Below are 12963 nucleotides of genomic sequence, written 5' to 3'. Positions count from 1 at the left end.
GTTTGGGGAGTGTTGCGGGCGGATGATCGCGACAATGGTTCAAATCCGCACACGTCCTGGGCCACTCCGCCTCGGCGGACTGTATCCCCTCTCCTATGGGAGAGGGGTAGGGGTGAGAGTACGGGGCGAAGCCACTCGCAGTGGTTGGAGTACCAGAGGCTTCGCCCGTACCCTCATCCGCCCCTGCGGGGCACCTTCTCCCCCATAAAGGAGGACGATGTCCCGATGGGAGAAGGGAACACCGCTACAACCCACGCGCCCGCAATTGCGCATCCAGCCGTGGATACACCCGCCGCGCATTGCCTTCGAACACCTTGTGCTTGTCGGCTGCGGAAATCGCCAATGCATCGATGTAGCGTTTGGTGTCGTCGAAATAGTGGCCGGTCTGCGGGTCGATGCCGCGCACCGCGCCGACCATTTCCGAGCCGAACAGGATGTTGTCGATATCGATGACCTCGAACAGCAGGTCGATGCCTGGCTGGTGATAAACACACGTGTCGAAGAACACATTGCGCATCACATGCGTGGACAGCGGTGGCTTGCCGAGCATGTCGGCCAGTCCGCGGAAGCGTCCCCAGTGATAGGGCACCGCGCCACCGCCATGCGGGATGATGAAGCGCAAATCCGGGAAGTCGGTGAACAGGTCGCCTTGCAGAAACTGCATGAAGGCGGTGGTGTCGGCGTTGAGATAGTGCGCGCCGGTGGCGTGGAAATTGGCGTTGCAGCTGCCCGACACGTGCACCATTGCCGGCACGTCGAGCTCGACCATTTTTTCGAAGAATGGATACCAGGCACGGTCGGTCAGGGGCCGCCCGGTCCAGTGGCCGCCGGAAGGATCGGGATTGAGGTTGCAGCCAACGAACCCGAGCTCGGTGACACAGCGTTCCAGCTCGGCGATCGAGTGGGCGATCGACACTCCCGGCGACTGCGGCAACTGGCACACGCCGATGAAGGTGTGGGGATACAGCTGCACCACGCGGGCGATGAGGTCGTTGCAGTGGCGTGTCCACACCTGGCTCACCGCCTCGTCGCCGATGTGATGCGCCATGGTGCTGGCACGTGGCGAAAAGATGGTCATGTCTGAGCCGCGTTCACGGAGCAGGCGCAACTGATGTTGCTCGACGCTCTCGCGTAGCGCGTCGTCGGAGATGGCCGGGTACACCGGCGCGGGCACGCTGGCGTCGGTGTAGTGCGCAATCTGCGCCTTGCGAAACGTATCGTGCGCCGCGGGCGCGGTGGTGTAGTGGCCGTGGCAGTCGATGATCATGGCAATGCTCGTCGCGATGCGGAGAGAGGTAGTGGCACGCAGTCAACTGCCGGCGCGCAGGGCTGGTCGGTGACGTTCACGCAAACAATTCACCATCGAACAGTTTGCGCGCAGTCCTGATCACCGCCGCGCGCACCACCGCGCCCTGTGCGTCGCACTCGATGAGGCAGTTGCTCATGCCATTGGGATGCTCCACCCCCACCTGCTGGCTGTCGCCGCCGGGCAGCTGCGCCAGCGCATGCGCAGGCGCGTCCGGCAGCAGGCAGGCGGTGGCGACGCTGACCGCGCCGAGCACGCCGATGGAGGCGTGGCAGCGGTGAGGAATGAACGAGCGCACGCAGATCGCGCCGCCGTCGCGCGGCGCAGCCACCAGCATCATCTTCGGCACCGTCGCAGCGCTGACATCGCCCAGCCGCATCAGCGGGCCAGCCTGCAGACGAATGGATTCCAACTGTGCCTTGAGCGACGCGTCGGCATCCAGGGTGGCGCGGTCTTCGTAGCCGCTGATGCCCACATCGCTGGCGCGCAACACCACGCAGGGCATGCCATTGTCGATCAGGGTGACCTCCACGCCGTCGATCGTGTCCAGCGCTCGCCCGCTGGGCAGCAGGGCGCCGCAGGAGGAGCCGGCGATGTCGGCAAACGCCAGCGCAATCGGCGCGGCGGTGCCGGGAACGCCATCGATGCGCGCATCGCCGGCATAGCTGACCCGGCCGCCGGGCGTCTGTACGGTGGCCGTGGCCAGGGTGCCGGTGTTGCGCATGAAGATGCGCACCTCGGTTTCGCCGTCGCGCGCCGGCAGCAGGCCGCGTTCCAGTGCGAATGGCGCGACACCGGCCAGCATGTTGCCGCAGTTCTGTGCGTCGCTGACCTGCGCCTGGTCCACGGCCACCTGCAGGAACAGATAGTCCACGTCAGCATCGGCGCGGGCCGAGCGCGACACCACGGCGACCTTGGACGTCAGCGGGTCGGCGCCGCCCATGCCGTCGATCTGGCGCAGGTCCGGCGAGCCGTAGGCGCGCAGCAGGAAGGCAGCGCGCGCGGCGCTGTCGGCAGGCAGCTCATCGGCGAGAAAGAAGCCACCCTTGGAGGTGCCGCCGCGCATCCACATCGCGCGCACCCGCTCAGACATAGCGCAGCCCTTTGGCCGCCAGGCGCTCGCGCATGGCGTAGATGTCCAGCCCCAGCTCGCCGCGCGCCAGGCGCTCGCGCTTGAGCAGTTCGCGCGCTTCGCGGGCCTGCGCTTCGGCCAGCACCTCGGCGGCGCGTTCGCGCGGCACCACGCACACGCCGTCATCGTCGGCCACCACCACATCGCCCGGCTGCACCAGGGCCCCGGCGCACACCAGGGGCACGTTGACCGATCCCAGCGTCTCCTTGATGGTGCCCTGCGCGCAGATGGCGCGGCTCCAGGCCGGGAACTGCATGGCGGTGAGGTCGCGCACGTCACGCACGCCGGCATCGATGATCAGCCCGCGGCAGCCGCGCGCCTGGGCCGAGGTCGCCAGCAGATCGCCGAAATAGCCGTCGCAGCAGTCGCTGGTGGGCGCCACCACCAGCACGTCGCCTGGCTGCAGCTGTTCGATGGCCACATGCATCATCCAGTTGTCGCCGGGCGGCACCGACACGGTGACCGCAGTGCCGGCGATGCGGCAGCCGCCGTAGATCGGGCGCAGCCGGTGATGCAGCAGGCCGGTGCGGCCTTGCGCTTCATGCACGGTGGCCACGCCGGCCTGCGCCAGCCCGTCCACGACGGCGATCGGGGTGCGCGCGATCTGGGTGACGACCTGGCTCATCCATCCATCCTCGTTAGTGCTGTGCCGAGTCTGAGTGGCGAGAGCGAGACAGCTCAAGATTCATTTGAGGTATGCGTATTGGTTTTGCTTATAGTTAGAGCATGCCGCCGATGCCCGAGCCGAACCTCCGCCATCTCCACGCCCTGGTCGTGGTGCATCGGCTGGGCAGCATCAGCGCGGCCGCCCCGCAGGTGAACCTGTCGCAGCCCGCCCTGACCCAGGCGGTGGCACGGCTGGAGCAGCAACTGGGGGTGCGGTTGTTCGACCGCCAGCCTGGCGGGATGGTGGCCACCGAGGCTACCCAGCTGGTGGTGCCGCGGATCGAGCGTGCGCTGGCGCATCTTGGCCGCGGCATCCGGGTGGCGCGGCGGGCGCTGCGCTTGCCCGCCCGCCCGGGGCTGGAGCGGCGCGTGTCGCTGGGGCAGTTGCAGGCGCTGGTCGCCGTGGATGTGGCGGGCAGCTACTCGCTGGCGGCCGTGCAGGTGGGGGTGTCGCAACCGGCGGTGTATCGGGCGGTGCAGTCGCTGGCCGATGTGATCGAGGTGCCGCTGACCATGCGCCGCGGCAAGGCGATGCAGCCCACGCCGGTGGCCGAGCGGCTGCTGCGGCAGGTGCGGCTGGCGCTGGCCGAGGTACGCGCCGCGCTCGACGAGGTGGCGGCGCTGCGCTCGCAGCATGCCGGCCGGGTGGTGGTGGGGGTGATGCCGCTGGCACGGGCGATCCTGTTGCCGCAGGCGCTGGCGCGGTTTGCGCGCGCGCACCCGGCCGCGCGCATCAGCGTGGTCGAAGGGCCGTATGCAGAATTGCTGGCACATCTGCGCGACGGCGGGCTGGATCTGCTGATCGGCGCGCTACGCGAGCGGCTACCGGTCCGTGACGTGCTGCAGGAGCCGCTGTTCGACGACGAGCCGGTGATCGTGGCGCGCAGCGGGCACCCGCTGGCCGGGCAGTCGTATGCGTTTGCGCAGCTGCTCGACTACCCCTGGGTGATCGCCGCCGCCGGCACGCCGGTGCGCGAACGCTGGGAGCGCATGTTCCGCGACCGCCAGCTGGAGCCGCCGGCGCTGCGTATCGAGTGCGGCGCGGAGCTGACCGTGCGCGGGCTGTTGCTGGAAGACGACTGGCTGACCCTGATGTCGCGCGACCAGTTCCTGTTCGAGCGCCGCGCCGGCTTGCTGGCCGAGATCGGCCGCGCCGGGCCGCAGCTGCGCCGGCAGATCGGCATCACCACGCGCAGCGACTGGCACCCCACCCGCGCGCAGACTGCCTTCGTACAGACGCTGCGGCAGGTCTGCGCCGAGCGCGTGCGGCCGGCAGCCTCGGAAGCGGGGCCCTTTCGCCATTGCGGACAGGCCGGTGGCAGCACGCCGTTGCGTTCACGTCCGGCCCGGTCAGAATCGGCTTCCTCATGAGAACGGAGCGCTGATGCTGCCCGACTGGTTGCAAGGGACCTGGCTGCTGGCGCTGGACTGGGTGATCCGGCTGGCCGCCCTGCTGTGGATTCCCGCCCGCACCACGCCGGGCGCGGCGCGCAGCTGGTTGCTGTTGATCGGCTTCGTGCCGGTGGTCGGCCTGCCGCTGTACCTGCTGTTCGGCCACCCGTGGCTGTCGCGCCTACGCGTGGAACGGCAGGCCACCGCCTCGCAGGTGATCCGCGAACAGCAACTGCCCTTGCACGCATTGCGCTGGACACCGCAGGCGGACACCAGCAGTGCCGAGGTGGTGCCGCTGATCGAACGCCAGGGCGATTTCATGCCGACCCTGGGCAACGCGGTGGAGTTGCTGGACGACTACGCGCAGTCGCTGCAGGCGCTGATCGACGCGATCGATGCAGCAGAACAGCGCGTGCATCTGCTGTATTACCTGATGTTCGACGATGCCGTGGGCGAGGCGGTGGTGGCTGCGCTGGAGCGTGCCAGTGCGCGTGGCGTGCGCTGTCGCGTGCTGCTCGATGCGGTGGGCGCCAAGCGTGGCCTGCGCCGCTATCGCAAGCGTCTGCTGGCCGGTGGCATCGAGGTGCTGGCGGTGCTGCCCGGTGGCTTGCGCTGGCGCCGCAGCGGGCGCATGGATCTGCGCAACCACCGCAAGATCGCGGTGATCGACAATCAGGTGGGTTTTGTGGGCTCGCAGAATCTGGCCGATGCCGGCTTCGTCCACGGCCTTCCCAATCGTGAACTGGTGGCGCGCGTGCGCGGGCCGGTGGTCAACCATCTGGAAGCGGTCTTCGCCAGCGACTGGTTCACCGAAACCGGGCAGCGCCTGGACGTGTGGCCGGATGCGCCGGTGTGCCAGGCCAACATCGCCACCCAGCTGCTGCCCAGCGGGCCGGCGTATCCGTTCGAGAACGCGCGCGATGCCATCAACGCGGTGATCCACCTGGCGCGGCGCAAGGTGGTGCTGGTGACGCCGTATTTCGTGCCGGACGAAGCCTTGCTGAGCGCCTTGCGCATCGCCGCGGTATCGGGCGTGGACGTGCAACTGATCCTGTCGCAGAGCAACAACCAGCGTCTGGCGGCCTGGGCGCAGGAAGCCTACTTCGACGAGCTGCTGCGTTGCGGGGTGAAGATTGCGCTGTATCGCCCGCACTTTCTGCATGCCAAGCACCTGAGCATGGACGACGACATCGCGCTGGTCGGTTCGATCAACCTGGACATCCGCTCGTTTGCGCTCAACGCCGAGATCGGCATGCTCTGCTACGACCGCACCGTGGTGCAGCGGCTGCGCGAGATCGAACAGGACTATCTGGCCCACGCGCGCCAGCTGGAGCTGGAGCAGTGGCGCCGTCGCCCGGCCTGGCGCCGCAGCCGCGAAGGCATTGCGCGGCTGGCCGATGCGTTGATGTGAGGCGGGCACGGGCGCTGCGGGCTGTGCGCGACAGGGCCGATCGGCGGCGGATCGTGGTCTTCCTGCATCTGCGGGCAGTAGCGGCGCGTACGGGTCTGGAGCGTGGCCATGCGCGTGCCCGGCGGATGTGTCAGGCAGCAGGCGTGGCTGCTGCGGCCGGGCGTAGGTCGGGCCGGGTCGCGCAGCGGTCATCGACGCGACGCAGGCATCGCCTACAATTGCCGGATGACTGAACTGCACAATCCCGGCGATGCGGTGATCGCCATCGTCGGTGGTGGCGCATCCGGTGTGCTGGTGGCAGTGCAGCTGCTGCAGCAGGCGACCACACCGATGCAGATCGTGTTGATCGAGCCGCATGCGGTGCTGGGCGAAGGCGTGGCGTATTCCACCACGCGCCCCGAACACCTGTTGAACGTGCCGGCCGGCCGCATGAGTGCGCTCGCCGACGTGCCGCAGGATTTCGTCGACTACCTGCGCACGCAGGGATGTTGCGCGGCGCTGGACGCTGCGCAGCTGCCGCAGCAATTTGTCGGTCGCAGGCATTACGCACCGTATCTACGCGACCGCCTGCAGGCAGCGCGTGCCGGCAGCACTGCCACCCTGCGCGTGCACGCCGCACGCGTGCAGACCCTGCAACCCAGCGCCACCGGTGCGCTGTTGCAGCTGGACGACGGGCACACGGTACTGGCCGCTGCGGTGGTGCTGGCAGTGGGCAATGCGCTGCGTCCCTTGCCGCTGCGTGGCGCTACCGGCCTGTCGGCGGCGCAGCGGGTCGAAGCCTGGGACACCGGGGCGGTGGCTGCGCTGCCGCAGGATGCGGCCGTGTGTATCGTCGGCTCCGGGCTGAGCATGGCCGACACGGTGGTGACGCTGGCCGCACAGGCGCATCGCGGCGCAGTGCACGTGGTGTCGCGGCATGGCCTGTTGCCGCTGCCGCAGGCGCATGGCGCGGCGGCCGACTTCGACCCGCAGCCGCTGCTGGCACTGCCGTTGCGCGCGCGGCTGCGCCGGCTGCGGCAGCATGCGCGTGACGCACTGGCGCAGGGGCGGCCGTGGCAGAGCGTGATGGAGCGGATTCGCCCGTTGAGCCAGGCCTTGTGGCAGACGCTGTCGGTGGCCGATCAACGCCGTTTCCTGCGCCATGTGGTGCGCTACTGGGACGTGCATCGTCACCGCATCGCTGCGCCGGTGCATGCGCAGCTGCAGGCCATGCGCGCGCGCGGGCAATTGCAGCTGCATCGCGCGCGGCTGGATGTGGCCTTCGAAGTGGGTGCCTGCGTGCGCGTGAGTGCCGGCGCCGCCAGTGCCGGGCACGCATTGCAGTTGGATGTGCAGGCGCTGGTCAATGCCACCGGTGTGGAAATGCGGGTGCAGGCCATGCGCAACCCCTTGCTGCAGCAATTGCTGGGGCAGGGCATTGCCGTGGCCGGCCCGCACGGGATCGGCGTGGATACTGCCGCCGATGGCAGCCTGATCGACGCCGACAGGCAGGCCAACCCACGGCTGCGGGTGATCGGCAGCCTGCGCATCGGCTCGCTGTGGGAGAGCCTGGCGGTGCCGGAGTTGCGCGAGCAGGCAGCGGCGATTGCGCGGGATGTGTTGGTAATGCTGGGCACTGTTCCCTTCTCCCCTCGGGAGAAGATGCCCCGCAGGGACGGATGAGGGTACGGACGAAGCCTCGCAATCCCGACCGCTTCATCGCAATCTCAGCCGCAGCGACGCCACAACCGGTAAAATACCGCGGTGGATGTCTCTCATTTGCTCGATCATTTAAACCCCGCCCAGCGCGAGGCCGTTTCCGCGCCGCCGGGGCATTACCTCGTGCTGGCCGGCGCCGGCTCCGGCAAGACGCGCGTGCTGATCCATCGCATCGCCTGGCTCAACGAAGTCCAGGGCGTGCCGAATCACGGCATCTTTGCGGTGACCTTCACCAACAAGGCCGCCGGCGAAATGCGTCACCGCACCGACCTGCAGCTGCGCAACGGCAGCCGCGGGATGTGGATCGGCACCTTCCACGGGCTGGCGCATCGCCTGCTGCGCCTGCACTGGCAGGACGCGCGCCTGCCGGAAGGGTTCCAGGTCATGGACAGCGACGACCAGCTGCGGCTGGTCAAGCGCGTGGTGCAGTCGCTGGAACTGGACGAAGGCAAGTATCCGCCCAAGCAACTGAGCTGGTGGATCAACGAGCAGAAGGACGAGGGGCGCCGTCCGCAGCATATCCAGCCCGAGCCCAACGACGATTGGACCGAGGTGCGCCGGCAGGTGTATGCGGCCTACCAGGAACGTTGCGACCGCTCCGGCCTGCTGGATTTTGCCGAGTTGCTGCTGCGCGCGCATGAGTTGCTGCGCGACACGCCGGCCCTGCTGGCGCATTACCGCGCGCGCTTTCGCGAGATCCTGGTGGACGAGTTCCAGGACACCAACGCCATCCAGTACGCCTTCGTGCGGGTGCTGGCCGGCGAGTCCGGCAACGTGTTCGTGGTGGGCGACGACGACCAGGCCATCTATGGCTGGCGCGGTGCCAAGGTCGAAAACGTGCAGCGGTTCCTGAAGGATTTCCCCGGCGCGCAGACCGTGCGCCTGGAGCAGAACTATCGCTCCAGCGCCAATATCCTGGGCGCGGCCAATGCAGTGATCGCGCACAACCCCGACCGTATCGGCAAGCAGCTGTGGACCGACTCGGGCGATGGCGACCCGATCGATCTGTATGCGGCCTACAACGAAGTGGACGAAGCGCGCTATGTGGTCGAGCGCGCCCGGCAGTGGGTGCGCGATGGCGGCAGCTACGGCGAAGTGGCGGTGCTCTACCGCAGCAACGCGCAATCGCGCGCGCTGGAAGAGGCGCTGATTTCCGAACAGCTGCCGTACCGCGTGTACGGCGGCATGCGCTTTTTCGAACGTGCGGAAATCAAGGACGCGCTGGCTTACCTGCGTTTGCTCACCAATCGCAGCGACGACGCCGCGTTCGAACGCGCAGTCAATACGCCCACGCGCGGCATTGGCGACCGCACGCTGGATGAAGTGCGCCGGCTGGCGCGCGCCAACGCCTTGTCGTTGTGGGAAGCGGCAATGCTGGCCACGCAGGAAAACAGCCTGGCCGCGCGTGCGCGCAATGCCTTGGCCACGTTCCTGAGCCTGGTCGGCCAGCTGCATGCCGAAACCGGGCAGATGGAATTGGCCGAGCGCATCGACCACGTGCTGATGCGCTCGGGCCTGCGCGAGCACTGGGCCAAGGAAAGCCGCGGCGGGCTGGATTCGGAATCGCGCACCGAGAACCTGGACGAACTGGTTTCGGTGGCCTCGCGCTTCACCCGTCCGGACGACGAAGACAGCCAGGGCATGACCGAACTGGTCGCGTTCCTGGCCTATGCCTCGCTGGAGGCCGGCGAAGGCCAGGCGCAGGCCGGCGAAGAAGGCGTGCAGCTGATGACGCTGCATTCGGCCAAGGGCCTGGAATTTCCGATCGTCTTCCTGGTCGGGCTGGAAGATGGCCTGTTTCCAAGCGCACGCTCGCTCGAAGAGACCGGCCGGCTGGAAGAAGAGCGCCGCCTGGCCTACGTGGGCATCACCCGCGCGCGGCAGAAGCTGGTGCTGTGCTACGCCGAATCGCGCCGCATCCACGGCCAGGACAACTACAACGTGCCTTCGCGCTTCCTGCGCGAGATTCCACGCGATCTGTTGAACGAAGTGCGCCCGAAGGTGCAGGTCTCGCGCACCGCCTCGCTGGGCGCGGCGCGGGGCGGCCCGGTACACGGCATCGTGGAGACGGCGCCGATCAAGCTCGGCGCCAACGTCGAGCACCCCAAGTTCGGTGGCGGTGTGGTCATCGATTACGAAGGGGCCGGCGCGCACGCCCGCGTGCAGGTGCAATTCGACGAAGTCGGCGCCAAGTGGCTGGTAATGGCGTACGCCAATTTGACGGTGGTGTAATCGGGTGACGTCCATCGGCGCTGCACCGTCCTTGAGGATGGCCGCCGGTTGCGCTGGAACACGCTGAGCGGTCCTCGCACCGGCAGCGGGCAACGGCGCCGTTGTTGATGCGCTGCCAGCCGGCCGCTGCCATCTCCCACCTTCGTCGTGCCCCCCATCTCGTCCCCTCTCCCGCAGGCGGGAGAGGGAGGGCCTGCACGCGCGTGCGAGTTCCCGTGCACGCCGAGACGTCAGTGCGGGCAAACACCCCGCATCGCTCCCTTCCCCCCGCAGGCGGGGGAAGGTGCCCGAAGGGCGGATGGGGGCAGCCGATCAGCCCGGCCAGGGCTTCCCGCATCCGTCGCCGGTAATGGCGGAGAAAGAGCGCTCAGCACGTCCCTGCGCATCGATGATGTCGTTGCGACGCGATAGCAAAACCCGGGCGTCGCCGTTGGCGGATCTGGCAACCATTGGTGCATCGCTCGATGCATTCGCTGTGGCGTCCATGCCACCCTGCAAGCCGACATCACGACCGGGGACGCCAAGCCATGCGGACCGAAAAACAGAAGATGCTGGCAGGCGAACTGTACAGCGCCACCGATGCGCAGCTGCAGGCCGATCAAGCGGCCGCGGCCGCGTGGATGCAGCGCTACAACGCGGCTTCAGTGCAAACGGCAGCACAGCGCCACGCACTGTTGCGCGAGCGCCTTGCCGACGTAGGCGACGGCGCCGTGATTCGTGCGCCGTTTCATTGCGATTACGGCTACAACATCCGTTTGGGCGCAGGCGTGTTCCTCAATTTCAATTGCGTGATCCTGGATATCTGCGAGGTGCACATCGGCGACGGCACGCAGATCGGCCCAGGCGTGCAGATCTACGCTGCCGATCACCCGCGCGATGCCGCCGGGCGTGCCAGCGGCCTGGAGTTCGGGCGGCCGATCCGCATCGGGCGCAATGTGTGGATCGGCGGCGGGGCGATCATCTTGCCCGGCGTGACCATCGGCGACGATGCGTTGATCGGCGCCGGTGCGGTGGTCACGCGCGACGTGCCAGCAGGGGCGACCGCGGTCGGCAATCCGGCACGCCTCCGCGAGGTGCGCCCGGACCCGGATGCGGTTGCCACCGATTGAGCGCAGCGCGTGCCGAGTCGTGGTCTTCGTCGTCGATCACACAGGCGCTGCGCGGCATGCACCATGGAGACAGGAACAGCGGAGGCAAAGCGCTGGCGGCAACAGCGGCATGGCAACTGCAAGCTCGCAAGCATCCAGCCACCGCCCGCACGGCAAAGCAATCGAAGCATCACTCTCGGCAGCATCAACGCGTCCCCAACACAGCCAGCAGCATCGCCGCACTGATCCGCATCAAGGCCCGTTCCACCCGCACATGCCACCGTGCGTTCACGCCCATCGGCAGCACTGCCACCCTTGCAGGAGGTCACCATGTACAAACGTATTCTCATCGCTATCGATGCATCCGAGCTGTCCCACCGTGGCTTGTTTCAAGGGTTGGAACTGGCCAAGGCCACCGGCGCCAAGGTCGACATCGTCACCGTGTCCGAGCCGTGGGCGATGGGCATGTACGATGCGATGGGCTGGAGCGTGGGGTACGAAGCAAGCCCGGAGTACCGCACCGAACGCGAAGCGGCGGCCGAGAAGATCCTGCGCCCGGCACTGGAACTGGCAGCGGCTGCCAACATCAAGGCGACCTCGCGACATGTGCTGGATCGCTTCGCCGCCGAAGGCATCGTGCAGACCGCCGAGGAATGCAAAAGCGACCTGATCATCATGACGTCGCACGGACGTCGCGGCATGCGCCGCATGCTGCTCGGCAGCCAGACCGTGGAAGTGCTCACGCACAGCACGATTCCGGTATTGGTGATTCGCTGAGGCACCGACGCGCTGCACTGCTGCACGCAACGCGCCCAGCGGCTGTGCCAGCAAGCCGTGGTCTGCATCCGTGGTGCAACGCCATGTCCCGAGCTGTCACGCACAGGTTTCTCGTTCCACCGTAGGAGCGCACCCGGGCGCGAGGGCCTTCCCAGCAAACCCCTCGCGCGCAAGCCCATTCCTGCGGGCGGCAGCTCACGCGTCCAACGGCTCGCGCTGCAGTGTGGCGCCGATTGCCGGCCGCGTCAGGCGGCGCAGCGCCTCGGCGTGCATCAGCGGTGCGCCATGCGCACCTGGCATGCGGCTGCGTAATGCGCTGACGGGCTGCGGTTGCAGGTCCTGGCTCAGTTCACGCATGAAGCGCCACATCGGCATGCAGTGGCCGCGGCGCGGTGCCGGCGCATGCGGCGTGGCGCGACACAGGCGGCGCCACTGCATCGGCGGCATGCCGAAGCGTTGCTGGAACGCGCGCTGGAACTGTCGCTCCGAGGCAAAGCCCATCTCGTACAGCAGCCAGGTCAGGCTGCACTCCGGGTACGCCTGAAGATAGCGATACGCGGTACGCAGGCGTTGCTCGCGGATATAGCTGGCCACCCCGCCACGCGATTGGAACAACCGGTACAACGAGGCACGCGACAGCGCGAACGCCTGTTGCAACGACCCGGTACCAAGCTCCGCCTCGCCGATGTGCTGCTCGATGTAGGCCAGCAGATCGATCATCAGTGACGCGTGCGCCTTCGTGGCTGCGGGCGCTTGCGGAACGATGGCGCTGTAGTAACTGATGCTCATGCGGTGCTGCCTGCGGCCCACTCCCCGGGGCCTGTCCCTGGATCAACCGAAAAAAGCATCGCCAACCCATCACGCGCCGTTCTTGAATCCGGCGTTGCGTCACGCATCGGTGCCATCGACCCCGAATCAGGCGGCCTCGCCTCGATGCATCGCGACGCTGGCGAGCCGGATGGAGCCGGCCTGCGCGTTGGCCAGCCGCTGATGCAAGGTGTGCACTTCATCGAGATCGGCGCTGGTAACAGCCAGCACGTTCCTGTGCGAGGTCGCTGGTTCATCGAAGCAAAGGACGAGTCCTGCAGCAGTCGCCGTCCGCCAGATGATGCCGAACTCACCACGGCCCAACCGCTTGCGGCAAAAGCGGTCGGACATCACAGGATCGACGTCGCCAATCCAGATCAGGTCAAGCGCAACAAACCGCTGGAGGGCAGGGCGATTCTCAGCCAACTGGTGATGCGGGGAATCTGTGCAAGGG

Annotated in this window: 10 protein-coding genes and 1 pseudogene; 6 read left to right on the top strand and 5 right to left on the bottom strand. The window is 67.7% G+C overall.

The window, feature by feature from the left end; translation table 11 throughout:
* Window positions 1-244: 244 nt before the first annotated feature.
* The 3 genes from ACCQ10_RS19750 to ACCQ10_RS19740 form a co-directional block, all read right to left on the bottom strand.
* Window positions 245-1267, bottom strand: coding sequence for an amidohydrolase family protein (locus ACCQ10_RS19750; protein WP_372361662.1), 1023 nt, complete (start codon window positions 1265-1267; stop codon window positions 245-247).
* Between the two features lie 76 nt (window positions 1268-1343).
* Window positions 1344-2399, bottom strand: coding sequence for a 4-oxalomesaconate tautomerase (locus ACCQ10_RS19745; RefSeq protein ID WP_372361661.1), 1056 nt, complete (start codon window positions 2397-2399; stop codon window positions 1344-1346).
* Complete coding sequence (locus ACCQ10_RS19740; RefSeq protein ID WP_166745377.1) at window positions 2392-3063, bottom strand: 4-carboxy-4-hydroxy-2-oxoadipate aldolase/oxaloacetate decarboxylase; 672 nt, start codon at window positions 3061-3063, stop codon at window positions 2392-2394. Before ACCQ10_RS19740 ends, ACCQ10_RS19745 begins: the two co-directional genes overlap by 8 nt.
* 101 nt (window positions 3064-3164) lie before the next feature.
* Between ACCQ10_RS19740 and ACCQ10_RS19735 the strand changes: the two genes are divergently transcribed.
* The 6 genes from ACCQ10_RS19735 (at window position 3165) to ACCQ10_RS19710 (ending at window position 11702) form a co-directional block, all read left to right on the top strand.
* The gene (locus ACCQ10_RS19735; protein WP_372361660.1) at window positions 3165-4475 is read left to right on the top strand and encodes a LysR family transcriptional regulator; all 1311 of its coding nucleotides are present in this window, start codon (window positions 3165-3167) and stop codon (window positions 4473-4475) included.
* A 13-nt stretch (window positions 4476-4488) separates the two neighbouring features.
* The gene (gene cls, locus ACCQ10_RS19730; protein WP_372361659.1) at window positions 4489-5907 is read left to right on the top strand and encodes a cardiolipin synthase; all 1419 of its coding nucleotides are present in this window, start codon (window positions 4489-4491) and stop codon (window positions 5905-5907) included.
* 225 nt (window positions 5908-6132) lie between these two features.
* Window positions 6133-7569 carry an FAD/NAD(P)-binding protein gene (locus ACCQ10_RS19725; RefSeq protein ID WP_372361658.1) on the top strand — a complete coding sequence of 479 codons (1437 nt, stop codon included), beginning with the start codon at window positions 6133-6135 and terminating at the stop codon, window positions 7567-7569.
* Between the two features lie 81 nt (window positions 7570-7650).
* Window positions 7651-9837: a DNA helicase II gene (gene uvrD / locus ACCQ10_RS19720; protein ID WP_047697909.1), complete on the top strand. Its 2187-nt coding sequence runs from the start codon at window positions 7651-7653 to the stop codon at window positions 9835-9837.
* Window positions 9838-10364: 527 nt separating this feature from the next.
* Entirely contained in the window at window positions 10365-10946 is a 582-nt protein-coding gene (locus tag ACCQ10_RS19715) for a sugar O-acetyltransferase (RefSeq protein WP_372361657.1), read from the top strand.
* Between the two features lie 309 nt (window positions 10947-11255).
* Window positions 11256-11702 carry a universal stress protein gene (locus ACCQ10_RS19710; RefSeq protein ID WP_039405036.1) on the top strand — a complete coding sequence of 149 codons (447 nt, stop codon included), beginning with the start codon at window positions 11256-11258 and terminating at the stop codon, window positions 11700-11702.
* A gap of 195 nt (window positions 11703-11897) precedes the next feature.
* Here the strand turns inward: ACCQ10_RS19710 and tagK are convergent.
* Both tagK and ACCQ10_RS19700 read right to left on the bottom strand, forming a co-directional pair.
* Window positions 11898-12556, bottom strand: a pseudogene (tagK, locus tag ACCQ10_RS19705) (transcriptional regulator TagK).
* Window positions 12557-12617: 61 nt separating this feature from the next.
* Complete coding sequence (locus ACCQ10_RS19700; protein ID WP_372361656.1) at window positions 12618-12935, bottom strand: hypothetical protein; 318 nt, start codon at window positions 12933-12935, stop codon at window positions 12618-12620.
* Between the last annotated feature and the right edge of the window lie 28 nt (window positions 12936-12963).

This window comes from Xanthomonas sp. NCPPB 1325, assembly GCF_041477645.2.
In the GTDB taxonomy this organism is placed as follows: Bacteria; Pseudomonadota; Gammaproteobacteria; order Xanthomonadales; family Xanthomonadaceae; genus Xanthomonas; species Xanthomonas cannabis.
The sequence above is the reverse complement of the archived record's forward strand: the minus strand, read 5'-3'. Positions and strand labels throughout refer to the sequence as shown.